Raw genomic sequence first — 25,313 nt, 5'->3', positions numbered from 1 at the left:
GCCCGCCCATCGGATACGAGCGTGGCCGCGCGCGGGCGCCGGGCCGGGGTCCGTCGTCGTGCGGCGGCGGGCGCGTTCAGTCGTCCTGGCACGAGCCGCTGCGGGCCCGCTCCTGGCCGGAGCCGCTCGGGACGGGCCCGGCCGCGACCGGCCCGGTCTGCTCGGGACGGCTCGCGCGGACCGGCGTGAACAGCGCCAGCACCGCGACGAGCAGACAGCACACCCCGGCGGAGAAGCACACCGGTCCCGTGCCGTACCGCTGCGCGGCCCAGGTGAGGACGGCCGCGCCGATGGGCGCCGCCGAGTAGTGGACGGTCCAGAAGGCCGAGGTGACCCGGCCGAGCAGATGGTCCGGGGTCACCTCCTGCCGCAACGACATCGAGCAGGTTCCGGAGACGCTCACGCACCCCAGGAACACGGCGGTCAGGGCCGCGACCCCCGCCACGGTCCCGACCGAGCCGACCGCCGCGAGGGCGAGTCCGCAGACCGCGACCCCGCCGGTCCAGGTCACCCCGAAGCCGAGCCGGTGGCGGACGGGGGCGACGAACAGCGCCCCGGCGACCGTGCCCAGTGCCCCGACCGCGAAGACGGTGCCGACCGCGCCGTCGCCCTGCCCGAGGTCGTGCTTGAGGTGATAGATGATCAGGTCGTTGAGACCGAGCGTCAGGAAGCTGACGACGGACAGCAGGATCGTCAGGCTGCGCAGCACCGGATGGCTCCGCAGGAACGACACTCCGGCTGCCAGCTCCTTGCCCATCGACTCCCGCCGCCGCTCCCGCGCCCCCGCGTCACCGGACCCGGCGCGCCCGGTGAACCGTACGAAGCAGAGGCAGGCCGCCGACACCCCGAAGCTCGCCGCGTCCACGGCGACGGCCGCCGCCGGACCCAGCCAGGCCGCCACCACCCCCGCGAGCAGCGGGCCGACGACGCCGGCCGCGGCGGCCGTCGCGTTCAGCCTCCCGTTGGCCTCGGTGATGCGGTCGCCCGGCACCAGGGACCGTACGACGGTGACGTAGGTGACGGAGAAGAACATCCCGACGGCCTCGGCCAGCGGCAGGACCACGTACAGCAGCCAGATCTGCGGTCCGAAGGCCCAGGCCACCGGGATCAGCGCGTACAGCACCAGCCGCACCAGGTCGGAGGCGATGAGGAGTTTCCTGCGGTCCAGCCGGTCGACGACGACCCCGGCGAACACTCCCGTGCCGACCGCTGCCACGCCCGCGGCGCCGGTCAGCAGGCCCATCTGCGCGACCGAGCCCGTCGCGTGCAGCACCAGCAGCGGGAGCGCGACCAGGGCGAACGAGTCACCGACGACGGAGAGGGTCTGCGCGGCCCAGAAGACACCGAAGTCACGGTCACGCCAGAGCGAACGCGAACGGGCCGACACGGACTTGTCACCGGGGAGTTCAGGCATCCGGGGAGGGTAGTACGCGGGCGGGCGCCGAGTCCCCTCAATTTCCCCCGGCCCACCGGGACTCGGGCTTCCCACCTCACCCGGGCGTTACGGACGCGCCGACCCCGGTGACGCCCCGGCCCGCGAGGCGGTTCAGAGGTCGTGCACGGCCGTGCGCGCGGCGGAGACGAAGGCGAGGACCGACTCCCAGAAGGGGTCGTAGCACTGGTCGAACAGCGCCGCGGCGTCCGGCTCGCCCTCGATCGACGCGCCAAGTGCGCGGTGCGGAGGGCGCGTCGCGAGCCGAAGTCTCTCGGCAGCCGCGGCCACGTTGTCCGGACCCTCCAGGTTGATCACCCAGATGAAGTGGCGGAGCCTGCCGTACTCCACCCTCAGACTGGCCTGCACCTCCCTCAGCGCCGGAAGCTGTTCGGCGTGGGTGCCACCCGACTTGTGGATGTCCGACACAGTCCAGTACAGCTCCGCCATCCTGTGCGCCTGCTCGATCAGGCTCACATACGCCGACCGCCGCGCCTCGCCGACGCGGAGGGTGCGCTGGGTGCGCTCGGTGGCGGCGGCCTGGATCTGGGCGGCGCGGGCCGTGCCGCGGCTGGTGACCCAGCTGGCGAGCACCGCCGTGCCCGCGGTCAGCGACGAGATCCAGAGGGCCGAGTCGGTCACGCCCGGGACTCTTCCCCGGCGCGCTGCCCCCGATTCGTGTGCGTCATGAAGCCGCACCGCCGTTGACCCACAGCTGGGCGTGCTGGCCGGAGTCGCACCGGGTCACCATCGCTCCGTTGCCGCCCGCTTCCAGGCACGCGCCGCTCGAGGTGTTCTTGATGGTGGCGCCGGACGCCGTGCGGGCGCCGATGCGCCAGTGCTGGCCGCCGGCCGTCTGGCCGCAGGGGAAGGCGGTGGCGTAGCCGGTGAACTCGTCACCGCCGCCGAAGTCGCTGCCTCCCACCAGACAGTAGCCGCTGGAGCGGTTGACCAGCCGGAAGGTGCCGTCGGAGGCGTACGAGAAGGTCCAGGCGTACGAGGCGGTGGGCGCGCAGGGTCCGTACGACGCACTGGTGCCGCCGCTGCTCAGGCACTGGCCGTTGGAGACGTTCTTGACGCGGAAGGTGCCGGGCGAGCCGATCGCGCCGCCGGTCTGGGCCGGCGGGTCGGCCGGCGGCCGGTCCGTGCGAGTGCCCCCGCCACCCGCCTTGCCTCCGCCCGAGCCGCTCCCGCCGCCGCCTCCTGCCGCGCTTCCCGGGCGCTGCCGGCCCGCCGGGGGCGCGGCGGTCGTGCCCGGGGCCGCCGAAGCTCCCCCGGGGCCCGGGGAGGCGGCGCCCGGCGAGGCGGCGGGGGCGGCCGACGAGGGGGCGCCCGAGCGGGTCGCCTGCCCGGTGGAGGCAGCCCGGGACGGTCCGGCGGAGTGCGCGGCGGGGGCCGACGCCCCGGTGGAGGGCCCGGCCGCGTCGTGCGGGGACGATTCGTACGGCAGGAGCCTGACGCCGATGACCGTACCGCTCACGACGACCACGGCCGGGACCACGGCGAGCAGCACACGGCGGCGCTCCCGAGGCCTCTTCGGGGCGGGCGCGTCCCGGACCAGGCCCGCCTCCGGCCCGGCGGCGGGGCGGAGGGTGACCGTCGAACGGGTGAACTCGGCCGGGTCCGGCACCTTCGCGGCGAAGGCGGCCCGCTCCGCCAGCCGCTCGGCGACGACCGGCGGCCACGTCGGGGAACCGGACGGCCCCTTCTCGCGGGCTAGTTGGGCCAGGTCGGCCGCGGCGGGCCGGGCGGCCGGGTTCTTCGCCAGACAGGTTTCGAGCAGCGCCGCCAGCTCGGCGTCGACGCGTCGCACCGGTTCGAGGTCGGGCTCCTCGTGCACGATGCGGTAGAGCTGGGCGTGCCCGGCCCCCTCGCCGAAGGGAGGCCGCCCGGTCGCCGCGTACACCAGCAGGCAGCCGAGGGAGAACACATCGGCGGCCCCCGTCAACCGGACGCTCCCCGCGGCCTGTTCGGGTGCCATGTAGGCGAGCGTGCCGATGACCATGCCGGTCCGGGTGAGCCTGCTCTGGTCCGCGGCGCGCGCGATCCCGAAGTCGATCAGGGTGAGCCCGTCCAGGGTCAGCATGACGTTGGAGGGCTTGAGGTCCCGGTGCACGATGTCGCGCGAGTGCACGGCCCCCAGACTGGACGCCATCTCCGCCAGCAGCCACCAGAGCGCCTCGCGGGGCAGTGGACCGCCGTTGAGCCCCAGCGCGGCGTCCAGGGTCAGTCCGGGAACGTATTCGGTGGCGAACCACGGAGGCCGCGCGGTGCGGTCGGTGGCGAGGAGCGCGGCGCTGACACCGGTGGGCAGCCTGCCCAGGTTGTCGAGTTCGTGCCCGAAGTGGCGCAGGAAGTCCTGGTCTTCGGCCAGGAGCGGCAGGACCTGCTTCACGGCGGTGTACCGGCCCGAGGCCACCCCGAGGTACACCCGTCCCATCCCCCCGGAGCCCAGCCTTCCGACGAGCGGGAACGAGCCGATCCGCCGAGGGTCGTCCGGCGCGAGCGGCTCCGCTCCGCTGCCGCTCAGATCGACCCCGTGCTCCCCGCCCACCGGCGTGCCCCCTTCACTCGTCCACCCCCGGTGCCCCACCCGTCACTCCAGGGAGATCGACACCTTCCCATGGATGACAGGTTCCCGCCGGGAAAGGTTCCCGTAAGAGGGGAACGGGCGTACGAGAAAATTCTTCAAGTGGGCTTGTGCGGGGGCGATTTCAGGACGACCTCCCCCACTCGGGGCACGAGCCGACGCCCCCGCTGCCGGAATCCCTCCTACCGGTATCCCTCCCTCCGCTCACTCCCCGACCGCACCGCGCAGTCGGGACCCGGCGACATGATCGACTCATGGCCGTCGGGGAAGCGGACGCGGTAGGGCGGTGTGCCGTCGTCCCCCAGGATCTGGACGATCTCGCCCGTACGGTCGTGCTGGCCCACGACCCTGCCGTGCTGCACCAGCTGGTCACCCTCGGTCGCTCGCATCGAGGCCTCCCTCGGAAGCGGACTGGTCGGTACCTGCATTTTATGACTGTTCATGGCTGTCCGACCCGGCGAGTCCGCTCTGGCCTCCTTGCCCTGTCGGACATCCCCGCCCACACTGCTCCCGACCTAGGAGGACGCGGATGACCACCCTGGTGATCGGAGCGCGCGGAAGCGTGGGACGGCACGTGCTCGACCAGCTCCTCGCCCTGGGGGAACCGGTCCGGGCCTCGGCGCGCGACCCGCGGAAGGCGGACCTGCCCGCGGGGGTGCCGGTGGTCGCGGCCGACCTCGACAGACCGTCGACGCTTCCGGCCGCCCTCAGGGGCGTACGCCAGGTGTTCGTGTACGCGACCGGCGCGGGCATGGCGGACTTCGCGGCCGCCGCCCGTGCCGAGGGCGTCGAGCACGTGGTGGCCCTCTCCTCCGGGAGCGTCCTCCTGCCGTACGCACGCGGCAACGCGATCGCCGAGGAGCACCGGGCGATGGAGGCGGCACTCGCCGCCTCGGGGGTGTGCTGGACCCCGATCCGGCCGCTCGTCCTCGCCAACAACGCGCTGACCTGGTCGTCCTCGATCCGTACCGAGGGTGTGGTCCGGCTCCTGCAACCGGAGGCGGTGATGGCGCCCATCCATGAGCGCGATGTGGCGGCCACCGCCGTCGCGGCGCTGACCGGTGTCCCGGCGGCCGGGCTCAGCGACCTGCTCACGGGCGGCGAGCTGCTGTCGCAGCGCCGCCAGGTGGAGCTCATCGGCGAGGCCGCGGGGCGGCGCATCCGCGTCGAGGAGCTCAGCGAGGCACAGGCGCGCCGCGAGTTCGCGCGGTTCGGGTCGCCCGAGATCGCGGCTTCGATCGTGCAGTTCGTCACCGCGGCCGCCCGGGGCGGCTCCCCGGCGACCGGGACCGCGCGGCGGGTGCTGCGGCGGCCGCCGCTGCCGTTCGCGCGGTGGGCGGCCGACCACGCGGCGATGTTCGTCTGACCGGGAGGCACGCGGCGCACGACCGTGTGCGGGCGCGCGGCGGTCGCCGTCAGGCGCGCACCCGGTCCCGGGCGGGTGGCGGGGGGTTGCCGGGGGCGGGCCGGGGCACTCGCACATCGGGAGGTGGGTCGTGGAGGTGGGAGCGGTGACGGCGTCCGGTCGGATGCGGGCGCGAAAGGCGGCTCGGGGTCCGGTGGTCGAGGGCGCCGCGCGGGCCGGGTTCGTGGCGCGTGGGGTCATTTACCTGCTGGTGGGGCTGCTGGCCGCCCGGGTGGCCAGCGGCAGCGACCGTGGCCGGCAGGCCGACCGGGAGGGGGCGCTCGCGGAGATAGGCCACCGGCCGATGGGGACGTTCCTCCTGTGGGCGCTGGCGGTGGCGCTCGCGGGTATGGCTTTGTGGCGCCTGTCCGAGGCGGTCTTCGGCGCCGCCGGAACCGACGGGCGCAAGGCGCGCAAGCGTCTGCTCTCCGCGGCGCGCTGCGTCTTCTACGGCTTCGTCGCGTACACCGTCTCCACGTACGCGCTCAGTGACCGCCGGAGCGAGGGCGGCTCCAGCGACCGCGCCTCCCAGGACGTCACGGCCCGGCTGCTCGATCTGCCGGGCGGGCGGTGGATGGTCGGCGCCGCCGGGGTCGTGGCGATCGTGGTCGGGGTGTGGATCGCGGGCCGCGCGGCGCTGCGCAAGTACCACGGCCGGATGCGGCTGGACGAGATGTCGGAGCGCACCCGCCGGGTGGTGGACTGCACCGGTGTGGCGGGCGGGATCGCGCGGGGCGCCGTCTTCACCACCGCGGGCGGTTTCGCCCTGTGGGCGGCGCTCGAGTTCGACCCCGGGCGGGCCAAGGGTATGGACGACACCCTGCGCTCCTTCACCCACACCCCGGTCGGCCCCTGGCTCCTGATGGTGGTGGCCGCGGGCCTGGCACTCTTCGGGCTGTTCTCCTTCGCGATGGCCCGCTGGCGCAAGTTCTGAGCCGACGGACAGGGGCCCGCGCAGCTGCCCGGGGAGGCAGGGCGGCGGGCCTCACCCGAGAGCGTGGTCATGATTCTCCACGCCGGGGCGCCGCCCTTGGCGACATTTTCCAGCGGATCGGAAAAAGGACCGTGTGGGAGGTGAGATCCCGGGTACACGCTCCTCGCGTTGGTACGCGTTGGAAGCTTGTACAGGTCGATCGAGGGAGAGATCATGACGACGGTCGAGGTCAGCACCATGGCGGGTCCGCGGAGCCAGGTGGCGCCCGAGCTGCCCCTGGTGGAGTGCCCCGACAAGCTCGCGCCGCGGGACGCACGGGAGCTGTCGCGCCTCTTCTTCGAGCAGCTCGCGGTTCTGGAGGAGGGCACGCCCGCCTACCAGTACGCGCGCAACACGCTCATTGAGATGAACATGTCGCTCGTGCGCTTCGCCGCCCGGCGCTTCCGCCAGTACGCGGACGAGATCGAGGACGTCGTCCAGGTCGGCATGATCGGACTGATCAAGGCCATCGACCGGTTCGAGCTGTCGCGCGAGACGCAGTTCGCCACGTTCGCGGTGCCCTATGTGGTCGGCGAGATGAAGCGCTTCTTCCGTGACACCACCTGGGCCGTGCACGTTCCGCGCCGCCTCCAGGAGCGCCGCACGGAGCTGGGCAAGGCGCGGGCCGAGCTGGAGAGCCGCCTCGACCGCTCCCCCACGGTCAAGGAACTGGCCGCGCTGATGGACATCAGCGAGGAGGAGGTCCTGGAGGCCCAGCTGGCCGCCAACGGCTACCACTCCTCGTCCCTCGACGCGGCTCTGTCCGGCAACGAGGAGGAGGGGGAGGCGGCCCTCGCCGACATCATCGGCTGCGAGGACCCGGCCATGGAGCTGGTCGAGGACTTCCAGGCCCTCGCACCCGCGATGGACACGCTGACCGAGCGCGAGCGCTTCGTCGTGCATCTGCGGTTCGTGGAGGAGCGCACCCAGGCGGAGATCGGTGAGACGCTCGGCGTCTCGCAGATGCAGGTCTCCCGCATCCTGCGCCGGATCCTCACCAAGCTCCGTACCGGCATGGGCGTCATCGCCTGATGATCCCGTCGGCGCTCCGGCGCCGTGCCGCACCACCGGCGTGATACCACGAGCGAGCCGGCGTCAGGACGCAACCGAGCGTCCTGACGCCGGCTCGCTCGCGTCGGTGCCCGGTCGCTCGGATCACACCGATCGGTACCCGATCGCTCGGCTCACTCAGGAAGGGCTCGGCTCACTCAGGAAGAAGGGGCGACGGTCCCGGGGCCCGGACGTCACCGGAGGAAGAGCCGGGGGCGCGGCAGCGCGAAGACGGTTACGGCGCCGCTCACAGCGGGAGGAAGACCTGGATGCGCTTGCCTCCGGCAGGCAGCAGGCTCACGGTGACGCTGGTCGCCAGACGGCAGATCATCGGCCATCCGTAACCGCCGGGGGTGAAGTCCTCGCTGGGTTCCTTCGTGGTGGGAAGCGCGTCACTCGCGTCCTCGACCACCAGCCGCAGGCCCACGCGGTCCGCCATCGCCTCGAAGGCGGTCACACCGCCGGCGTGCCGCAGCGCGTTCGTCACCAGCTCCGAAGTCACCAGGAGCGCGTCCGCCACCGCCGGGTCCCGCGTCGACGCCCGCTCCAGCGCGGCGCCCAGCAGGTCCGTCACACGCCTGCGCGCCTCCGCGGCGTCGACCGGGACCAGACCGGTCCTCCACATCGGAGCCGTTTCCTCGCTCACGTCACTGCCCCCGTCCCGCATGCGCAACCGCCCGCACTAGCCCCTGCGCACCTGCCCAGGGTTCCCACACGTCAATCCCCTCGCTTTCGCCAGGGGCGGCCCCGTCGCGACGGGGGACGCGACGGGGCCTTGGGTTCCAGGTGCCCTGAGGTACCGGGATCATGCTGGTGATGCCCGTCACACCGGCGTGACAGGCGGCGGCCGTTACGAGGAGGGTGCGAGCATCCGTTTGCTGATCCACTCCAGAGGACCGTCGCCGAGGGACTTCGCGTACTGCCGTCCGCTGTGGTGACCGTTCTGGATCATATACAGATTCGTCTTGACCGGACCCTTGCCGTACTTGGCGAGGAAATCCTTCACCTTGCGCTGACCCGACTCCTTGGTGCCCAGCATGATCGAAAGGTTCACCGTGGGACCGCCCTGGTTGATCAGATCCTGGGCGAGCTGCTCCGGGTTGTTGGCCTGCTGCTCCTTCTCGTGCCCCTTCCACAGCGGGGAGTCCGGGCGGGTGTCGGGGCCGCCGGCGATCGCGGCGCCGAACCGGCGGGGGTATTGCAGCATCATCTTCATCCCGACGTAACCGCCCGAGGAGGAGCCGAAGAAACCCCAGCCCCTGGGGTCCTTGAACGTACGGAAGTTCTCCCGGACCAGATCTGGGACGTCGTCCGACATCCAGGTGCCCATCTTCGGCTGGCCGGGTATGTCACTGCCGTCGTAGTAGTTCTTCTTGTCCGCGTTCAGCACCGGCATCACCACCACGAACGGCAGGCTCCGGCCCTGCCGCGACTGCTCCGCGATGGTTTCCTGGAGCTTGAGGTCGGCGCCGTACCAGTAGTTGCTGGGATACCCGTTGCTGCCGGGGAGCGCGATCAGCACGGGAAAGGCGCTGTTCCTGTACTTCTCCTCGAAGTACTGCTTCGGGGCCCACGCCCACACCTTCCCCTCGAAGCCCGACTTCCGGCCCTTCAGCGTCGTACGCACCACCTTGGTGCCGTCGGCGAGTTCCCGCTGCACACTCCACTCGCGCGGGTTGGTCGGCAACTGCACCTTGCTGTTCCTGGGCGCCTGACTGCGGCTCGTCGGCTTCGCGGTCTGGTCGCCGAAGCTCACCGGGTCGCTTTCGTCGGAACAGCCGGCGAGCAACAGGGCCGAGCAGAGAGCGAGCACCGCAACCGGTGCCGTGGACGGGCGCTTCATACACCAACTCCGAATTCGATGGGCACTGCGCCGCACAGGACGGCACCGGACGGGAAAGAGCCACCCGCGCCGTACCTCCGCACACACGCCGATCGAAATCCCCGCTCCGGGCGAACAGATGCGCACAGGGGCCATGTCGTTCCCCGGAACACCCTGTGATCCCACTCACCCATGTCCGCCGACTCCCCCGGCGGCCACCGAACCGGCCCGCAGGGGGATATGGGAGTTTCTCTCACCAACTCTTTAGTGTGCAGGCGATTCAGACGGGCTGCGGTTGTTTGGGTAAGGTGTGTATCTTTTGCCTACTCGCCTGTGCTGTGCCCGCAGCAAGGGCCGGCATCCGGCGGCACCATTCAGCACGAGGAAAGCGGAATCCCATGGCGGACGAGCCGGACACCACCACCATCAAGGACCAGTACGCGGCGCGGGTCACCGCCGATCTGGAAGCCAACCAGCAGGACCAGTCCCGTATCCGCGCCGAACTCGACGCCCTCAAGGGCCGCCTCGAAGCCCTGGAGCGGGACCACGGCCTGCTCCAGACCATGCACCACACCCTCACCGGCGCCTCCGCCGCGGCGGGGAGGACGGCCACCGCGGGCAAGCGCACCCCCGCGAAGTCCGCTTCCTCGAAGTCCGCCTCCTCAAAGGCCACCTCGTCGAAGGCCACGTCGTCGAAGGCCGACACCCCTAAGGCCGGCACCCCGAAGGCCGACACCGGGAAAACCGCGAACGCGAGGACCGTGACGACGAAGGCCACCTCCGGCACGTCGGCGAAGACGGCCGCACCGGCCAAGGTGCCCACCCCCCGCTCGAAGAAGACCGGGGTCACGTCCGAGGTCACCGCCACGGCCAAGTCGGCCGCCAAGCCCGTGTCCAAGCCCGCCCGCACCCCGCGCGGGAACACCGCCCCGGCGAAGACCGCGTCCCGGGGCAGGACGGAGACCTCCGGCCCCACCCTGCGGGACGTCGTCCTCGGCCTCTTCGCGGGCCACCAGGAGCCGCGTACGGTCGCGGACATCCTCACCGAACTGACCACCGCCCACCCGGACCGCAAGACCAGCCCCCAGGTGGTCCGCAACACCCTCGAAGCCCTCGTCGCCAAGGGCGAGTTGGAGCGCGAGCGCAAGCAGGGCTCCGTCTTCTACACCGCGCCCGCCAAGGGCACCGCCGGGACACCCGCCGCCGACGCCGTCCCCGTCACAGCCTGACACTCCTCATCCGCCGGGGTCGGACCGGGTCGACGACTTTCTCGCCGTACGGCACCAGCCGCACGGAGCCCGGCGGACAGCACCCCGTCCGCCGAGCCCCGTGCCCCTGTCCACCCCCTCGTCGGCTCCGGTGACCGATCCGAGCCGTACCGGGAGGAAAGACCTTCCGCGGTTTTCGTTGTCGGCCACTCCCCCACCCGTCTCCCACCGCGGAGAAGCAGTCGGTCAAGGCCCCGGGACGGCCCGGGGGCTGCTCTCGCTGTGGTGGCTGGAGACGGCCGGGTATCTGACCCGCGCCGAAGTCGCCGCTCCCTGGACCTGTCCCCCCAGCACACCGCCGTACGCGTCCAGGGCATGAAGGAGCGGCTCGACGCCTCACGCCAGGCGGTGCGCGCCCTCGCGGGCGCCCCGCGCTGCCACGAGCTCACCGGGCTCCTCTCGGTCTGGGACGGTGTGCCCTGCGCCCTGTGGCGCGAGCGCGTCACCCGGCACACACGTGCGTGCCCTGGCTGCTCTGGGCTCGCCGACGGACTCATACCGGCGGCAGGGCTGCTCGCGGGGCTCGCGCCGGTGCCGGTGGCTTCGGCGGCCGGTCTCTTCGCGGCCCTGTCCGCACACCGGGCGCCGGGCGCCGGGCCCATCGCCTACGCTGACGCGCCATCCACGCCGGCGGGTACGGCAGCGCGCCCGCAGGCGCCCGGCCGCCACCGGCAGTCTGCCCGGCGCCGGAACGCCCCGGCCGAGCCGGTCACCCGGGGTGAGCTGCGCCGCGACCGGGACCGTGCCCGGCGCCGCCGCGCGGCCCCGGGCCCCGCACACCCCGCCGTACCGAACGGTCTCACCCAGCAGGGCTCGCCAGCCGAGCAGGTGATCGCCCTGGTCAACAGCGAGCGGGCCAAGAACGGCTGCGGCCCCGTCACCGACGACGCCCGGGCCGCCACCGCCGCCCAGCGCCACTCCGACAACATGGCGGCCCAGAACTTCTTCGACCACACCGACCCGAGCGGGGCGGGCCCGGGCGAGCGCGTCCACGCCGCCGGATACCAGTGGTCCACCTACGGCGAGAACATCGCCCGGGGCCAGCAGACCCCGGCCGGCGTCATGAACTCCTGGATGCACAGCCCCGGGCGCGCCGCGCGAACATCCTCAACTGCGCGTTCAAGGAGCTGGGGGTGGGGACCACAGCGGCCCCGGCGGTCCGTGGTGGACGCAGGACTTCGGCGCCCGGAGGTGAGGCGGCGCCGCCCGGCCCCCGGGACGCCCCGTCTCAGGAAGCCTCGAGCGGGCGGGCGCGGGCGATGAGCAGGGCCACGTCGTCGTGCGTGTCCGGGCGGCGCAGGGCGGCGAGCAGGAAGTCGCAGGCGTCCTCCAGCGGGCGGCTGGGGCCGGTCAGCAGGTCGGTGAGGGTGGCCAGACGGGTGTCGATGTCCTGGTCCCGGGTCTCGATCAGGCCGTCGGTGTACAGGACGAGGTCGTCCCCGGGGTCGAGGCTGACGGCGGTGGTCGAGAACGGGACGCCGCCCACGCCCAGCGGCGCTCCGGTGGGCAGGTCGAGCAGCCGGGGTGCGCGGCCGGGCCGCAGGTGCACCGGCGGCGGGTGCCCGGCGACGGCGATGTGGCACAGGTGGGTGTGCGGGTCGTAGAGGGCGTACACACAGGTCGCCGTCGCGTCCCCCAGGTCGGCGGTGGCGGCGTCCAGATGGGTCAGTACGGTGGCCGGGTCCAGGTCGAGCCGGGCCAGGGCGCGGGCCGTCGCACGCAGTTGGCCCATGGTGGCGGCGGCGTTGATGCCGCTGCCCATCACATCGCCGACGACCAGCGCCGTACGGTCGCCGCTGAGGGCGATGACGTCGAACCAGTCGCCGCCGGTCTCGTCGTCGGCGGCGGCCGGCTGGTAGCGGTAGGCGATGTCCAGGCCGCGGGGGTCGGCGGGGCGCTGGGGCAGCAGATGGCGCTGGAGCGTCAGCGCCGTGTCGCGCTGGCGCTGGTACCAGCGGGCGTTGTCGATGGACACGGCCGCGCGGGCGGCGAGTTCGGTGGCGAGCAGGACGTCGTCCTTGCTGAAGGGCGCGGGGTTGCGGGCCCGCTTGAGGTCGAGCGCGCCGAGGACCTGGCCGCGGGCGATGAGGGGGACGGCCAGGTAGGAGTGGACTCCGGCGGCGGCGAGGAGGTGTACGGCGTCCTCGTTGCGGGCGATGCGCGGCAGGTCCTGGGGGCGCACCTTCGGGACGAGGACCGGGCGGCCGGTGCGGGCGCACTGGGTGACCAGCCGGGTGGGGCCGTACAGGGCCACATCGCCGACCGGGTCGGCCGCGGAGGTGGCCTCGGTCGGGTAGGCGGCATTGAGGGCGAGCGCGCGGAACCGCACGGCGCCGTTGTCCGCCTCCCCGGGCCGGGGGCCCGCCAGGACGGTGTCGAGCACGTCCACGGCGGCGATGTCGGCGACCTCCGGGACGGCGACGTCGGCCAGCTCGCGGGCCGTCACCTCCAGGTCGAGGGTGGTGCCGATGCGCACCGAGGCGTCCGCGATCAGCGAGAGGCGGCGCCGGGCCTGGGCGGCGGAGACGGCGGCCTCGTGCTGCTCGGTCACGTCGACGACGGACACCGCGGCCCCCAGGACGTGGCCGGCCTGGTCGTCGAGGCGGTACACCGACACCAGCCAGGCGTGGTCGCGCTCGGGGTCGGCGGGGGTGCGCCCGGTGGTGAACTCGTCCAGCACCGGCCGCCCCGTCGCCATCACCTCGCGCATCCGCTCCTCGACGGCGGCCCCGTCCAGGAACGGCAGGACGTCGACGATCCGGCGCCCGAGGTGTTCCTCGGCGGAGATGCCGTTGATGCGTTCCAGAGCGGCGTTCACCAGCACGTACCGCAGGTCGGTGTTGAGGACCGCGAGGCCGATCGGCGACTGGTCCACGAGCCGCAGCGACAGCGCCAGATCGCGCTCCACCCGCCGCACGGTCGCCTGTTCGGAGGCCAGGCCGAGCGCGAACATCCGACCGTTGTCGGCCTCCAGGCGTACGTTGCGGAACTCGACGAGCTGCGTACTGCCGTCCTTGTGCCGTATGGGGAAGACCCCCGCCCAGGTGCCGTCGCCGGACATCACCTGGCCGAACAGCTCCAGCACCACATGGCGGTGCTCCTCGGCGACCAGCAGCTTCGCGGCGTACTGCCCGAGCGCCTCCTCGGCGGTGTATCCGTACACCCGCCTGGCCTCGGGACTCCACAGCCGGATGCGGCCCTCGTCGTCCAGGACGACCGCGGCCACCCCGAGCACGTCCAGCAGGCCGCCCGCCACCAGCGACGGGTCTCTCGCCCCCGCACGGGCCGGGAAGGACTGCGCATCAGCCATCACCGGCCTCCTCACCCGTACGCCCCTGCGCGGGTCACGCCCGCTGACCAGGTCCAGGCCGATCGGCACGACTTTCCGCCTTCCATGCTGCGCTCCGACGCCCGGGCGTGCGACCGGGCGGGGGCCGTCGGTGGGGCCGGCGGGGGCCGAAGGCGCCCTCGATGCCGCTCGGGGTACGGCCCCGGGGGCCTCCGGCCCGATTGCGCCGAACGGTGGGGCTCCGGCGCGGGGGGCGGCTCCCTGCCGCCCTCGGTCACTTCCTTCGGCCGCTCCGGCGCCCCAGCACGAAGAGCACCGCCGTCACGGCCACCGCGGCCGTGACGAGCTGCCCCGGGCGAACGCGCACGGCCATCGCCGCCACCGTCGCCGCCCGGCGTACGGGCGCCGGGGTGAGGTCCCGGGCCGCGCGGCCCGCCTGCCCGACCGCCCGCTGGGCCCCGGACGCCGCCGAGCCCGTCCGGCGCGTGGCCCCCTCGGCGCGTTGCTTCATGTCCGCCTCGGCCGCGAGCCTGGCCGCACTGTCGCTGATGCCCATCGGTGCCTCTCTCTCGATCCGCGGGTTTCTCACGCTGTCTTCCGGGTCACCCTGGGAGAGCGGCTCAAACGGGGTGCGGGCCGGTGCTCACCCGGCTGCCGCACGGATCGCGGAAGCGGAACCGGCCGGGGACGATGGGGGCGGCCACGAGCACGTCCCGCCCGGGCACCGACGTCGCCCGCGGCGGCACTAGAGCGCCGATCACTGGGCACTCTCCCTACAGGCGCCCCACCGGCGCGCGGAGCACCACTAGTAGTGGCGAAGGACGGGTGAACCCATGAGACCGCACACGAGCGACGGGCACGACGGGTCCGCCGCCGGGGACAGACGGTTCGCCGTCACGGCGAGGCGGACCGGCGACGCGGCCGTGCTCTCGCTCACCGGCGAGCTGGACCACGACACGGTGGAGCCGCTGCGCACCACTCTGGCCGAGCAGATCGCGGCGTCCCCGGCCCGGATCGTGGTCGACTGCGCGGGTCTGCGGTTCTGCGACTCGACGGGGCTCAACGTGCTGCTGCGCGCGCGGGCGTCGGTCGCGCAGAGACAGGGCGCCGTCATCGAACTGGCGGCGCTCCAGCCGCCGGTGGCACGGATGTTCGAAATCACCGGCGCGGCCGCGGTGTTCCGCGTCCACGCCGACTTGGACGAGGCGCTCGCGGGCCGGCCGCCCGGGTAGCGGAGGAGTGGATGGGCGACACGAGCCGGACCGGGCGGAGCCAGATCCGCCGCCTCGAACTCTTCGGGACGAAGGGGGTGGTGACGCGCTGCCGCGACTTCACCGCGCGGGCCCTGGCCGACTGGGGGTGGACCACGGCGGAGCCGGAGGGGAACCGCGAGCGCGTGGACGACGTGCTCCTGCTGGTCTCCGAGGTGGTCACCAACGCCTGCCTGCACGCGGGGGGCCCGAAAGAACTGGTGCTGCGCCACGAGGGCGGCCATCTGCGGGTGGAGGTCGCCGACGGCAGTCCCCTCGCCCCCGCGCGCCGCCCCCGGGCGCCCTCGCTGCCCGGTGGCCACGGTCTGATGGTGCTGGACCGCCTGGCCCAGGAGTGGGGCTCGACACCGCTGGGGGCGGGGAAGGTGGTGTGGCTGGAGGTCGCGCTGCCGTCGTGGGCGGAAGGGTCGCCCGCGCCCTAGGTCAGGGCGGCGCCGGGAAGCCACTGCCGGCCGGACCACCGAGCCACCGGGATCGCACCGCATTTACGCACACCGCCGGCCCCGGACCACCCGACTGACGCACACCGCCGGACCCGGACCACCCGATTCACGTGCCCCACCGCACCTGGACCACCCGATTCGCGCGCACCGCCGCACCCGGGCCACCCGCAGTCGTCCGCGAACCCGGCGGGCTATCCACCGTCGTCCGGCGCGGGCGCGTCCTCCAGCAGGCCCGTGCGCAGCCGGTCCAGGATCTGGGCCAGCAGCCGCGAGACGTGCATCTGGGACAGCCCCACCCTGGCGCCGATCTCCGCCTGCGTCAGCTCTTCGCCGAAACGCAGCGACAGCAGGGTGCGCTCGCGGTCCGTGAGGCCCGCGATGAGCGGCTTGAGGGACTCCAGCGAGTCGATGACCTCGAAGGCACCCTCCTCCTCCGCCAGCCTGCGCGAGGCGCCGGTGGCCGCCCCGCTGTCGTCGTCGGGGAAGTCCAGCGACCGCGTCATGTAGCCGTTGGCCGCCTTCTCTCCCTCGACGACCTCGGCCTCCGGCACCCCGAGCCGGTCGGCGAGCTCGGCGGTGGTCGGCGGGCGCCCCAGCTCCTGGCCGAGCGATTCCACGGCCCCGGCCAGCCGCAGACGCAGCTCCTGGAGGCGGCGGGGCACCTGGACGGCCCAGGTGGTGTCCCGGAAGAACCGCTTCATCTCCCCGGTGATGGTGGGCAGCGCGAACGAGGAGAACTCCACCCCCCGCTCCACGTCGAAGCGGTTGATCGCCTTGATCAGGCCGATGGTGCCGACCTGGACGATGTCCTCCATCGGCTCGGCCCGGTTGCGGAACCGGCGCGCCGCGAACCTGACCAGGCTGAGGTTGAGTTCGACCAGGGTGTTGCGTACGTACGCGTGCTCCGGTGTGCCCTCGTCGAGCTCGGCGAGGCGGCGGAACATCGTCTCGGAGAGGGACTGCGCGTCATGGGTGCTGAGCTCCTGGGGCCGGACGGTCTCGGGTATGCCGTCCAGCGCGCGGCGCCGCACCGCCGACGCGGGTGCCGCGGCCGGCGGCCGCGTGCGGGTGATGTCTTCGGCTGCGGTGCGCATGGTGCTCCTTCGACGGGGCGGGCCCGCGCCGGGTGGCGGCGGGTTCGTCGGCCGAGCGTCCTGACTGGGTGATGCCCGTTTTGCAGCAGTTTGATGCCGATGGCGATTGATTCACCGCAAGGCGGGGCACCCGCCCGGTATGCATCGTGGGCAAGCCGAGGAACGCGTGACGGAGAGTCGCCGGTTCAGCCTGGACAAGGGCCCCGGCGTAGTGGGCCAGTGCCGCGATCTCACCCGCCAAGTCCTGGAGCAGTGGCTCCGTCCCCGTGGCGCGCGGGAGCGCGCAGCCGTGGACGACGTGCTGCTGCTGGTCTCCGAAGTGGTCACCAACGCGTGTACGCACGGTGACGGACCCTATGAACTCCGGATCGACCACACGGACGACAAGGTATGGGTGCGGGTCAGCGACAACAGCCCCGACCAGCCGCGGCCCCAGGGCAGACACCGGCCCGCCAGGGCCTCGGGCCACGGCCTCTATGTGCTGAAGAGGCTGTCGTCGGCCTGGGGCTGGGTGCCTCGCGGGCGCGGGAAGACCGTGTGGTTCGAGATGCCGGTGCCCCGCCCGCACGGTATGGCCCTCTGAGGCCGACCGCCGCGACGGACGCCTGAGGCCGACCGCCGCGGGTGACGTGGCCAGCGCCCGGGATGTCGGCGCGGGCCGGTCGTGCCAGAGTGGAGGCGCCCGTCGAGTTCGCCGCACGCGCGAACCCCCGCCCGCGCGCCACTGACGGGCCGTGCGCGACGACGGCTCGATGCGAGGTTGCGATGGACGTCCCCGCCCCCGGCGACGGCACCCCGGACACCCCGGCGGGCCCGGCCGAGGACGCCCTGCGCAGACTCCTCGCCGGGCTCACGGCCGTACGGGACGGGGATCTCTCCGCGCGTCTGCCCGCTGAGGACGGCGGCCTCCTGGGGGAGATCGCGACCATCTACAACGGGATGGTGGAACAGCTGTCCCTGGTCACCTCCGAGGTCACCCGGGTGGCCCGGGAGGTCGGCGGACAGGGGCTGCTCGGCGGCCACGCCAGGGAGCCGCGGGTACGGGGGGTGTGGCTGGAGCTGACCTCCGGTGTGAACACCATGGCCGACAACCTCACCTCCCAGGTGCGTTCCATCGCGCAGGTCGCCACGGCGGTGGCGCGCGGCGACCTCACCCGGAAGATCCGGGTGGACGCGCGGGGCGAGATCCTGGAGCTGAAGGAGACCATCAACACGATGGTCGACCGCCTCTCCTCCTTCGCGGAGGAGGTCACCCGGGTGGCCCGGGAGGTGGGCACCGAGGGCAAACTCGGCGGCCAGGCAACCGTGCGCGGGGTGTCGGGCACCTGGAAGGACCTCACCGACAACGTCAACTCCATGGCGGGCAATCTGACCAGCCAGGTGCGCAACATCGCCCAGGTCACCACGGCCGTGGCGGGCGGCGACCTCACCCGCAGGATCGACGTGGACGCGCGCGGGGAGATCCTGGAGCTCAAGACCACCATCAACACGATGGTCGAGCAGTTGTCGTCGTTCGCCGCCGAGGTCACCCGCGTCGCCCGGGAGGTGGGCAGCGAGGGGCGGCTCGGCGGGCAGGCGGAGGTCGAGGGGGTCTCCGGCACCTGGAAGCGGCTCACCGAGAACGTCAACGAACTGGCCGGGAACCTCACCCGGCAGGTCCGCGCGATCGCCGAGGTGACCAGCGCGGTGGCCGAGGGCGACCTCACCCGCTCGATCACGGTCGAGGCCCCCGGCGAGGTGGGTGAGCTGAAGGACAACATCAACGCGATGGTCGAGTCCCTGCGGGCCACCACCCGCGCCAACGAGGCCCAGGACTGGCTCAAGACCAACCTCGCCCGGGTCTCCGGGCTGGCGCAGGGCACGGCGGGCCTGCCCGAACTCGCCGAGCTGATCATGAGCGAGGTGCCGCCGCTGGTGGGTGCGGAGTACGGCGCCTTCTTCCTGACCCACGAGAGCCAGCACGGCACCGAGCTGGTCATGACCGCCTCGTACGCCTCTCCCGACGACCCGGCAGCGGGCCCCCGCCGCTTCCTCCTGGGCCAGTCGCTGGTGGGTGAGGCCGCCCGCCGACGGCGTACGGTCGTCGTCGACGAGGTCCCGCCCGGTTACGCCACGATCGCCTCCGGCACCGGGCACGGCGACCCCGGACAGCTGATCATCCTGCCGGTGGTCGTCGAGGAGCAGGTGCTCGGCGTGGTGGAACTGGCGGCGCTGCGCCCCTTCAGCGAGCTGCACCGGGACTTCCTCGACCAGTTCATCGAGACCGTCGGCGTCAACGTCGGCGCACTCATCGCCAGCGTCCGCACCGACCAGCTGCTGGGCAAGTCGCAGCGGCTCACCGCCGAACTGCGCGCCCGCTCGCAGGAGTTGCAGGAACAGCAGCGGGAGCTCCAGCGCTCCAACGCCGAACTGAAGGAGAAGGCGGCACTGCTCGCCGACCGCAACCGTGACATCGAGGGCAAGAACCTGGAGATCGAGCAGGCCCGCCAGGAGCTGGAGGTCCGGGCCCAGCAGCTGTCGCGCACCTCGATGTACAAGTCGCAGTTCCTCGCCAACATGAGCCATGAACTGCGTACCCCGCTCAACAGCCTGCTCATCCTGGCCCGGCTGCTGGCCCAGAACCCGGAGGGGAACCTGACGGAGAAGCAGGTCGACTACGCCGAGGTCATCCACTCCGCGGGCTCCGACCTGCTCCAGCTCATCAACGACATCCTGGATCTGTCCAAGGTCGAGGCCGGGAAGATGGACATCCGGCCCGAGCCGTTCGCGCTGGCGCAGTTGCTCGACCACCTGGAGGCGACGTTCCGCCCGGTGGCCGCCGAACGCGCGCTGGACTTCCGCATCGTGGCCGCTCCCGGCGTCCCGGACGAGCTCACCACCGACGAGGCCCGGCTGCGCCAGATCCTGCGCAACCTGCTCTCCAACGCCCTGAAGTTCACCGAGACCGGCCATGTCCAGCTCGACATCCACAACGCCGCCGCCGATGAACTCCCGCAGGCCCTGCGCTCGTCGGGCCCCTCGCTCGCCTTCCGGGTGACCGACACCGGGGTGGGCATCCCCGAGGACCGCCTGGAGAGCGTCTTCGGCGCGTTCCAGCAGGGCGACGGCACCGCCGCCCGGCGCTACGGGGGCACGGGGCTCGGGCTGTCCATCAGCCGTGAGGTGGCCCGGCTGCTCGGCGGGGCGATCGTCGCGGAGAGCACGGTGGGCCGGGGCAGCACCTTCACGCTCTACATGCCGCTCGGCGGTCCGTCCGGCCGGGCCGAGGACCCTCTCGCCGAGGAGCGGCCCGTACCTCGGGCGGCGGCGGGCGCGCCGCCGGAGCCGTCCGGGCACACCGTCCTGGTCGTCGACGACGACGCCCGCAACGTCTTCGCGCTCACCCAGATCCTGGAGAACGCCGGGATGGTGGTGCTGACGGCGGCCGGCGGCCAGGCCGGGATCGACCTGCTCGCCTCGCGCGACGACGTGGACCTGGTGGTGATGGACGTGATGATGGCCGGGATGGACGGCTACGCGGCCACCGCGGCGATCCGGCGCCAGCCCCGCTTCGCCCGCCTCCCCATCATCGCGGTGACCGCGAAGGCCATGCCCGGAGAGCGCGCCAAGGCGCTGGCCGCGGGGGTCGACGAGTACGTCGCCAAGCCCGTGGACGCGGACCGGCTGCTGTCCGTCGTCCGCGACCACCTCACGAGGCAGTGAGCACCCGGGAAGGCCGACTGCCTTTCGTGCAAGGTGCGTTCAGGGCCGTACTCGTATCGCGACGACACTGGTGTCGTCGTCCGTGTCACCGGTCGCCGCTTCGAGCAGCCGCTCCACCTGTTCGTCGACCTCGCAGCCGCTCCACCGCTCCGCGAGGCCGACCAGCGTCTTGAGGCCCTGGTCGAGTGCGTCGTGGCGGCGCTCGATCAGACCGTCCGTGTAGAGCAGCAGGGTGTCTCCGGGGCGCAGCGGTGTGTGGATCTCGCGGTACGTCACGGAGGGGACCGCGCCGAGCAGCAGGTCGTGCGGCCCGTCGAGCAGGCGGGCGCGGCCGTCGCGCAGCAACAACAGCGGCAGGTGGCCCGCGCTCGCCCACCGCAGGGAACGGTCGCCGGGGTCGTAGAGGGCGCACAGGGCGGTGGCGGTCGGGCCGCCGCTCGTGCGGAGCGTGACCTCGTTCAGCCACTCCATCAGGCGCCCCGCGGTCTGGCCGCTGAAGGCCAGTCCCCGCAGCGCGTTGCGCAGGGCCACCATGCCCGTCGCGGCGTCGATGCCGTGTCCGGCGATGTCGCCGACCGCCAGCAGCACCTGGCCGCTGGGCAGCGGCAGCGCGTCGTACCAGTCGCCGCCCACCCGGTACTCCTGCGCGGCGGGCCGGTAGCGGGCCGCGACCGAGAGCCCGGGCAGCTCCTGGGTGCCCGGTGTCTCGGGCACGATGGCCTGCTGGAGCCGCAGGGCCGTCTCGGCGCGGATGGCCGCCTGCTTCTGGACGGCCGTGAGCTGGTCGAAGGTCGCGGTCAGCGCGGCCTCGGTGCGCCGGCTGGCGGAGACGTCCTGGTAGACGCCGCTGATGCCGGTGACCACGCCGTCGTCGACGAGCGGCTCCGCCGCGACGCGGACATGGCGCATCGTGCCGTCGGCGCGGATGATCCGCAGCACCGCGAGCGCGCCCCGCTGGTGTTCGGTGAGGGTGGTGAGCAGGTGGGTGAGGGCGTCGCCGTCGTCCGGGTGCAGCCAGGAGCGCATGGCGAGCAGCGGGACGGGGGCCGCGCCCCGGTCGATGCCGAAGATGCGGTAGGCGGGCGCGGACCACACCGAGTCGCCGCCCACCACACTGTCGCGGAACAGCGCCACCCCTTCGAGGTGGCCGACGGCCCGGGCCGCGGACATCTCGGGGTCGCTGCTGGCATGCCAGAGCACCACGGTCCGGTCACTGCCCGCGGGCAGTACGCGTACGTCCAGGAGCGGGGGCGTCGCCGCCTCGCCCGCGATCCGGGGCAGCCGGGCCACGCTCTGCCGCCGGGCCGAGCCGTGGGCGCCCCGGGCGAGCCGGGCCAGGTCGGCGTGGACGTACGGGAAGGCGAGGGCGAGCGGCTGGCCCACGGGGGGCGCGGAGCCGCCCAGGCCGCGGATCGCGGGCCCGTTGGTGTACTCGACCGACAGCGCGGAGAAGTCGGGCGCGCCCCGCAGCACCATCGCGGGGTGGCCGAGCGCGTCCAGGACGTCCATCAGCACCGGCACCTCGGACGGCTCGCCCTCGGCGCCGGCGAGTACGGTCGCGGCCACCTCGGTGAGGCCGGTGAGGGCGCGGCGCAGCCGGGGCTCGAAGTCCACCTCGTCGGGCCAGACGACGAGTGCCAGTCCCACGACCGTGCCCTGGGTGCTCAGCGGCAGCAGCGCCCGGCCCGCCGCCCTCCCGGGGCCCGGCAGCGGCTCGCCCGGCGGCGGGCCGGAGCCGAGCCAGCAGGGGGCGCCGTCCGCCAGGGCCGCCCGGAAGACCGCCGGGGCTCCCGGCGGGATCCACTGCCACACCACCGCTTCGGCGGCGCCGACCCCCGCGTGGCCGGCGAGCCGCAGACAGCCCGTCTCCGTACGCCGCCACAGCCACAGGCTCTGGGCGCCCAGGGGTGCCAGACCGCCCTCCAGCAGGGCCCGGGCCGCCTCGTCGACGCTCTCCTGCGTCTCGGCCGCCGCCAGGGCGCGGCGGGTCCTGCGGGCTTCCTCCGGCGGCTGCGGGCTCCCGGCGGCCGGGACGGCTCCGGGATCGCCCGCGACGCCGTTCAGTACGTCCGCGGCCAGGTCCTGCGGGCCGACGCCGGTGTCCGCGGACAGTTTCTCCAGGTGCTCCCGCGCCTGGGCGGGGCCGAGCCGGAGCTGCGCGGCGAGGACGCCGGTCGCCAGGTCGAGCAGATGCCGCCGGGCGCGGTCCGCGCGGAGCCGCTCGGTCTCGGCCCAGAGCGCGGCGATGGTGGTGGCGGTCTGCGCGCCCGCCGCCCCCGAGGTGTCCGGCACCGGCTTGATCACGGCATCTCCCGTCCCGAGCGGTCGGAGAGCGGGCCAACGTGTTCTCTGGGGATTTTACGCGTGCGGCGCCCCCGGCTCTCGGGCAGCAGACCCGGGCCCGGTGGACCTCAGTCGTCCGTGGTGTGCCGGTGCCGTACCCACAGGGGCAGGACGAACCAGCACACCAGGTACCAGGTCACCACGCCGCCCACCAGCCACGGCCAGTAACCGCCGTGCGAGGCCACCCGCAGCACCAGCACCAGCGAGCAGGTCATCGTGGCGAACAGCAGCACCAGGCCTATGAAGGTCAGCCGGGACGCCCAGACGACGGCGGTCGGCTTGATGTTGCGGCCGGAGAGGATCCGGTGGAAGGAGACCGGCGCCACCAGGGCGCCCGTGGTCAGCGAGCCCAGGACGACCGTGCAGATGTAGATCCCCTTCTCGACGTCTCCCAGCTGGTGGAAGAGCGGGGTGAAGGCGACCGTGAGGAGGAAGCCGAAGAGGATCTGCACACCGGTCTGGGCGACGCGGATCTCCTGGAGGAGGTCGCCCCATTTGCGGTCCGCGCGGTCCGCCGCGCTCTCGTCGCGCCCGTCGTCCACGCGCCGCGCGCCGTCACCGCTGCCCATGACATCCTCCTGCCGCTGTTGCCGTCGAACCACCGCCCGCCGAACGGGTGGTCACGCATCGGTACCCGGCTTCCCGGATCGCAATCCGGTGCGTATGACGCGCCGGGACTGCTGGGGCACCCGTTGCGGACGGCGTTGAACGGGTACCCACAGATCATGACCATCGATCAACGAGGCCCCGCCCTGCCGGATGCCCGCGGCGAGCTCTCCGCCGCGGTGATCGGCCACCTGCGCGGCGAGGGCACCCCCCTTCCCGACGAGCGGGCGGTCGGCCGCGCCGACCCCTACGGTGACGACCTCCAGCTCGCGCTGTACGTCTGCTACGAGCCGCACTACCGCGGCTTCGCCGGGGTGGACGACGCCTGCGAGTGGGATCCCGCGCTGCTGACCGCGCGCGCCCTGCTGGAGGGACGCTTCCTGACGGCCCTGCGCCGGGACGCGGCCCGTGAGCACGACCTGGACGACGCCCTGGGCGAACTGCTCGTGGAGCCCGTCCACGGCGAGGGGGTCTCGCACTACCTCCAGGAGGAGGGCCGGCTGTGGCAGCTGCGCGAGTACGCCGCCCAGCGCTCGCTGTACCACCTGAAGGAGGCCGATCCGCACGCCTGGGTGCTGCCCCGGCTGTGGGGCCGGGCGAAGGCGGGGATGGCGGCGGTGGAGTTCGACGAGTTCGGCGGCGGGCGCGCCGAGCGGGTGCACGCCCGGCTCTTCGCCGACCTCATGACGGACCTCGGCCTCGACACTGCGTACGGCCGCTATCTGGACGCCGGTTCCGCCGGGATGCTCGCCACGGTCAACCTCATGTCGCTGCTGGGGCTGCACCGGAGTCTGCGGGGCGCCCTCGTCGGCCACTTCGCCACCCTGGAGATCACCTCGTCGCCGGGTTCCCGGCGGATGGCGCTGGCGATGAAGCGGGCGGGTGCGGGAGCCGCCGCGGAGCTCTTCTACACCGAGCACGTGGAGGCCGACGCGGTGCACGAGCAGGTGGTGCGGCACGAGGTGATCGGCGGCCTGCTGGAGGAGGAACCGCAGCTGAGGGCCGATGTGGTGTTCGGCATCGACGCCACGATGTTCGTGGAGGACCGCTTCGGCGAGGAGCTGCTCGGCCACTGGCGGGCGGGGCGTTCCTCGCTGCGTGTGCCCCTCGACGGCGGGCCTGAGCAGGGCTCGGACGGATAAACCAGGATTTAGTGGGATGTTTTTCGGATTCCCGGGCACTCGGCGCACATGACTCTTCTCGCCCCACCTGGCGTCTACGCCCCGCAGGCCGACACCGCCCTGCTGGCCGAGGCTCTGTACGAGGAGCGACTGGCCCCGGGCGCCCGGGTCCTCGACGTGGGCACCGGCACCGGCGCGCTGGCCCTGGCCGCCGCCCTGCACGGGGCCGAGGTGACCGCGATCGACATCTCCCGGCGCGCCGTGCTGACCGCGCGGGTCAACGCCCGGCTGGCCCGGCTGCCGGTCCGCGTACTGCGCGGGGACCTGCTGACACCGGTCGTGGGCGGCGCCTACGACCTCATCCTGAGCAATCCGCCCTACGTTCCCGCGCGCACCGCCACCGCTCCCCGGCGCGGCGCCGCACGGGCGTGGGACGCCGGGTACGACGGGCGGCTGCTGGTGCGCCGCATCTGCGGCGAGGCACCGCCCCTGCTGCGCCCCGGCGGCGCCCTGCTGATGGTCCACTCCGCGCTCAGCGACCCGGACACGACCCTGCGGGAGCTGCGCGCCGAAGGGCTGAAGGCGGCCGTCATCGCCCGCCGGTTCATCCCCTTCGGGCCGGTGCTGCGCGAGCGCCGGAGCTGGCTCGGCGCGCAGGGTCTGATCGAGGACGACGAGACGACGGAAGAGCTGGTGGTCATCCGTGCCGAACGACCCGAGTGAGGAGCCGCGCCGCATCCGCGTGCGGCGCGAGGGGCCCGTCCTGGTGGAGGGGCCCGTGGAGGTCGTCCTTGAGGACGGCAGCAGCGCGTTCTCCGACCGCTGTGTGGTGGCGCTGTGCACCTGCCGCCGCAGCCGGACCTACCCCTGGTGCGACACCAGCCACCGCCGCCGCGTCTGAGGC

General features: G+C 73.1%; 23 protein-coding genes. 12 read left to right on the top strand and 11 right to left on the bottom strand.

Going from position 1 to position 25,313, the window contains the following annotated elements; translation table 11 throughout:
• Positions 1-76: 76 nt before the first annotated feature.
• The 4 genes from ACZ4MU_RS21445 to ACZ4MU_RS21430 form a co-directional block, all read right to left on the bottom strand.
• Positions 77-1,414: an MFS transporter gene (locus ACZ4MU_RS21445; RefSeq protein ID WP_467878882.1), complete on the bottom strand. Its 1,338-nt coding sequence runs from the start codon at positions 1,412-1,414 to the stop codon at positions 77-79.
• 132 nt (positions 1,415-1,546) lie between these two features.
• Complete coding sequence (locus tag ACZ4MU_RS21440) at positions 1,547-2,074, bottom strand: hypothetical protein (RefSeq protein ID WP_467878879.1); 528 nt, start codon at positions 2,072-2,074, stop codon at positions 1,547-1,549.
• 43 nt (positions 2,075-2,117) lie between these two features.
• Positions 2,118-3,986 (bottom strand): protein kinase domain-containing protein, encoded by a 1,869-nt coding sequence (locus ACZ4MU_RS21435; protein ID WP_467878877.1) that lies wholly within the window; start codon positions 3,984-3,986, stop codon positions 2,118-2,120.
• Positions 3,987-4,204: 218 nt separating this feature from the next.
• The gene (locus ACZ4MU_RS21430) at positions 4,205-4,411 is read right to left on the bottom strand and encodes a DUF1918 domain-containing protein (RefSeq protein WP_467878875.1); all 207 of its coding nucleotides are present in this window, start codon (positions 4,409-4,411) and stop codon (positions 4,205-4,207) included.
• A 140-nt stretch (positions 4,412-4,551) separates the two neighbouring features.
• On the opposite strand from ACZ4MU_RS21430, the gene ACZ4MU_RS21425 reads away from it, so the two are divergent.
• The 3 genes from ACZ4MU_RS21425 (at position 4,552) to ACZ4MU_RS21415 (ending at position 7,432) form a co-directional block, all read left to right on the top strand.
• Complete coding sequence (locus ACZ4MU_RS21425; protein ID WP_467878873.1) at positions 4,552-5,388, top strand: NAD(P)H-binding protein; 837 nt, start codon at positions 4,552-4,554, stop codon at positions 5,386-5,388.
• A 130-nt stretch (positions 5,389-5,518) separates the two neighbouring features.
• A complete protein-coding gene (locus ACZ4MU_RS21420; protein ID WP_467878870.1) occupies positions 5,519-6,361 on the top strand; it encodes a DUF1206 domain-containing protein in 843 nt (280 codons plus the stop codon).
• A gap of 213 nt (positions 6,362-6,574) precedes the next feature.
• Positions 6,575-7,432, top strand: coding sequence for a SigB/SigF/SigG family RNA polymerase sigma factor (locus ACZ4MU_RS21415; protein ID WP_467878867.1), 858 nt, complete (start codon positions 6,575-6,577; stop codon positions 7,430-7,432).
• A 265-nt stretch (positions 7,433-7,697) separates the two neighbouring features.
• On the opposite strand, the gene ACZ4MU_RS21410 is transcribed toward ACZ4MU_RS21415, so the two are convergent.
• Together ACZ4MU_RS21410 and ACZ4MU_RS21405 are read right to left on the bottom strand one after the other, a co-directional pair.
• Positions 7,698-8,096 (bottom strand): ATP-binding protein, encoded by a 399-nt coding sequence (locus ACZ4MU_RS21410; RefSeq protein ID WP_467878864.1) that lies wholly within the window; start codon positions 8,094-8,096, stop codon positions 7,698-7,700.
• Positions 8,097-8,300: 204 nt separating this feature from the next.
• Positions 8,301-9,293 carry an alpha/beta hydrolase gene (locus tag ACZ4MU_RS21405; protein ID WP_467878862.1) on the bottom strand — a complete coding sequence of 331 codons (993 nt, stop codon included), beginning with the start codon at positions 9,291-9,293 and terminating at the stop codon, positions 8,301-8,303.
• 377 nt (positions 9,294-9,670) lie between these two features.
• Here ACZ4MU_RS21405 and ACZ4MU_RS21400 point away from each other — a divergent pair, with 377 nt between their 5' ends.
• Positions 9,671-10,501: a hypothetical protein gene (locus tag ACZ4MU_RS21400; RefSeq protein WP_467878859.1), complete on the top strand. Its 831-nt coding sequence runs from the start codon at positions 9,671-9,673 to the stop codon at positions 10,499-10,501.
• A gap of 354 nt (positions 10,502-10,855) precedes the next feature.
• Positions 10,856-11,803, top strand: coding sequence for a CAP domain-containing protein (locus ACZ4MU_RS21395; RefSeq protein WP_467878857.1), 948 nt, complete (start codon positions 10,856-10,858; stop codon positions 11,801-11,803).
• On the opposite strand, the gene ACZ4MU_RS21390 is transcribed toward ACZ4MU_RS21395, so the two are convergent.
• On the bottom strand, positions 11,769-13,850 hold the full coding sequence (locus tag ACZ4MU_RS21390; protein WP_467878854.1) for a SpoIIE family protein phosphatase: 2,082 nt from the start codon (positions 13,848-13,850) through the stop codon (positions 11,769-11,771). The two genes, ACZ4MU_RS21395 and ACZ4MU_RS21390, sit on opposite strands and share 35 nt — an antisense overlap.
• 253 nt (positions 13,851-14,103) lie before the next feature.
• Complete coding sequence (locus tag ACZ4MU_RS21385) at positions 14,104-14,385, bottom strand: hypothetical protein (RefSeq protein ID WP_467878852.1); 282 nt, start codon at positions 14,383-14,385, stop codon at positions 14,104-14,106.
• A gap of 277 nt (positions 14,386-14,662) precedes the next feature.
• Between ACZ4MU_RS21385 and ACZ4MU_RS21380 the strand changes: the two genes are divergently transcribed.
• Positions 14,663-15,061, top strand: coding sequence for an STAS domain-containing protein (locus ACZ4MU_RS21380; RefSeq protein WP_467878849.1), 399 nt, complete (start codon positions 14,663-14,665; stop codon positions 15,059-15,061).
• An 11-nt stretch (positions 15,062-15,072) separates the two neighbouring features.
• The gene (locus ACZ4MU_RS21375; RefSeq protein WP_467878846.1) at positions 15,073-15,522 is read left to right on the top strand and encodes an ATP-binding protein; all 450 of its coding nucleotides are present in this window, start codon (positions 15,073-15,075) and stop codon (positions 15,520-15,522) included.
• Between the two features lie 212 nt (positions 15,523-15,734).
• Here the strand turns inward: ACZ4MU_RS21375 and ACZ4MU_RS21370 are convergent, their stop codons facing one another.
• The gene (locus tag ACZ4MU_RS21370) at positions 15,735-16,637 is read right to left on the bottom strand and encodes a SigB/SigF/SigG family RNA polymerase sigma factor (RefSeq protein WP_467878843.1); all 903 of its coding nucleotides are present in this window, start codon (positions 16,635-16,637) and stop codon (positions 15,735-15,737) included.
• Positions 16,638-16,803: 166 nt separating this feature from the next.
• Between ACZ4MU_RS21370 and ACZ4MU_RS21365 the strand changes: the two genes are divergently transcribed.
• Together ACZ4MU_RS21365 and ACZ4MU_RS21360 are read left to right on the top strand one after the other, a co-directional pair.
• Positions 16,804-17,220, top strand: coding sequence for an ATP-binding protein (locus ACZ4MU_RS21365; RefSeq protein WP_467878841.1), 417 nt, complete (start codon positions 16,804-16,806; stop codon positions 17,218-17,220).
• Positions 17,221-17,402: 182 nt separating this feature from the next.
• Positions 17,403-20,339, top strand: a complete 2,937-nt coding sequence (locus tag ACZ4MU_RS21360) for a hybrid sensor histidine kinase/response regulator (protein WP_467878839.1) — start codon at positions 17,403-17,405, stop codon at positions 20,337-20,339.
• A 39-nt stretch (positions 20,340-20,378) separates the two neighbouring features.
• On the opposite strand, the gene ACZ4MU_RS21355 is transcribed toward ACZ4MU_RS21360, so the two are convergent.
• Entirely contained in the window at positions 20,379-22,643 is a 2,265-nt protein-coding gene (locus ACZ4MU_RS21355; protein WP_467878836.1) for a SpoIIE family protein phosphatase, read from the bottom strand.
• A 107-nt stretch (positions 22,644-22,750) separates the two neighbouring features.
• Entirely contained in the window at positions 22,751-23,251 is a 501-nt protein-coding gene (locus ACZ4MU_RS21350) for a DUF6328 family protein (RefSeq protein WP_467878833.1), read from the bottom strand.
• 156 nt (positions 23,252-23,407) lie between these two features.
• On the opposite strand from ACZ4MU_RS21350, the gene ACZ4MU_RS21345 reads away from it, so the two are divergent.
• The 3 genes from ACZ4MU_RS21345 to ACZ4MU_RS21335 are packed head-to-tail and all read left to right on the top strand — an operon-like array spanning position 23,408 to position 25,310.
• The gene (locus ACZ4MU_RS21345; protein WP_467878830.1) at positions 23,408-24,430 is read left to right on the top strand and encodes an iron-containing redox enzyme family protein; all 1,023 of its coding nucleotides are present in this window, start codon (positions 23,408-23,410) and stop codon (positions 24,428-24,430) included.
• A 48-nt stretch (positions 24,431-24,478) separates the two neighbouring features.
• Positions 24,479-25,132 (top strand): HemK2/MTQ2 family protein methyltransferase, encoded by a 654-nt coding sequence (locus ACZ4MU_RS21340; protein WP_467878828.1) that lies wholly within the window; start codon positions 24,479-24,481, stop codon positions 25,130-25,132.
• Positions 25,113-25,310 carry a CDGSH iron-sulfur domain-containing protein gene (locus ACZ4MU_RS21335; protein ID WP_467878826.1) on the top strand — a complete coding sequence of 66 codons (198 nt, stop codon included), beginning with the start codon at positions 25,113-25,115 and terminating at the stop codon, positions 25,308-25,310. The genes ACZ4MU_RS21340 and ACZ4MU_RS21335 overlap by 20 nt, the downstream gene beginning before the upstream one ends.
• The last annotated feature ends 3 nt before the right edge of the window (positions 25,311-25,313 follow it).

Source organism: Streptomyces sp. NPDC026377 (assembly GCF_055567715.1).
The sequence above is the reverse complement of the archived record's forward strand: the minus strand, read 5'-3'. Positions and strand labels throughout refer to the sequence as shown.

Coding starts and splice junctions, on each gene's coding strand:
- ACZ4MU_RS21425 (WP_467878873.1), top strand. CDS start 4,552: ATGACCACCCTGGTGATCGGAGCGCGCGGAAGCGTGGGACGGCACGTG.
- ACZ4MU_RS21370 (WP_467878843.1), bottom strand. CDS start 16,637: ATGCGCACCGCAGCCGAAGACATCACCCGCACGCGGCCGCCGGCCGCG.
- ACZ4MU_RS21400 (WP_467878859.1), top strand. CDS start 9,671: ATGGCGGACGAGCCGGACACCACCACCATCAAGGACCAGTACGCGGCG.
- ACZ4MU_RS21345 (WP_467878830.1), top strand. CDS start 23,408: ATGACCATCGATCAACGAGGCCCCGCCCTGCCGGATGCCCGCGGCGAG.
- ACZ4MU_RS21375 (WP_467878846.1), top strand. CDS start 15,073: ATGGGCGACACGAGCCGGACCGGGCGGAGCCAGATCCGCCGCCTCGAA.
- ACZ4MU_RS21395 (WP_467878857.1), top strand. CDS start 10,856: ATGAAGGAGCGGCTCGACGCCTCACGCCAGGCGGTGCGCGCCCTCGCG.
- ACZ4MU_RS21445 (WP_467878882.1), bottom strand. CDS start 1,414: ATGCCTGAACTCCCCGGTGACAAGTCCGTGTCGGCCCGTTCGCGTTCG.
- ACZ4MU_RS21380 (WP_467878849.1), top strand. CDS start 14,663: ATGAGACCGCACACGAGCGACGGGCACGACGGGTCCGCCGCCGGGGAC.
- ACZ4MU_RS21430 (WP_467878875.1), bottom strand. CDS start 4,411: ATGCGAGCGACCGAGGGTGACCAGCTGGTGCAGCACGGCAGGGTCGTG.
- ACZ4MU_RS21350 (WP_467878833.1), bottom strand. CDS start 23,251: ATGGGCAGCGGTGACGGCGCGCGGCGCGTGGACGACGGGCGCGACGAG.
- ACZ4MU_RS21360 (WP_467878839.1), top strand. CDS start 17,403: ATGGACGTCCCCGCCCCCGGCGACGGCACCCCGGACACCCCGGCGGGC.
- ACZ4MU_RS21390 (WP_467878854.1), bottom strand. CDS start 13,850: ATGGCTGATGCGCAGTCCTTCCCGGCCCGTGCGGGGGCGAGAGACCCG.
- ACZ4MU_RS21385 (WP_467878852.1), bottom strand. CDS start 14,385: ATGGGCATCAGCGACAGTGCGGCCAGGCTCGCGGCCGAGGCGGACATG.
- ACZ4MU_RS21405 (WP_467878862.1), bottom strand. CDS start 9,293: ATGAAGCGCCCGTCCACGGCACCGGTTGCGGTGCTCGCTCTCTGCTCG.
- ACZ4MU_RS21415 (WP_467878867.1), top strand. CDS start 6,575: ATGACGACGGTCGAGGTCAGCACCATGGCGGGTCCGCGGAGCCAGGTG.
- ACZ4MU_RS21340 (WP_467878828.1), top strand. CDS start 24,479: ATGACTCTTCTCGCCCCACCTGGCGTCTACGCCCCGCAGGCCGACACC.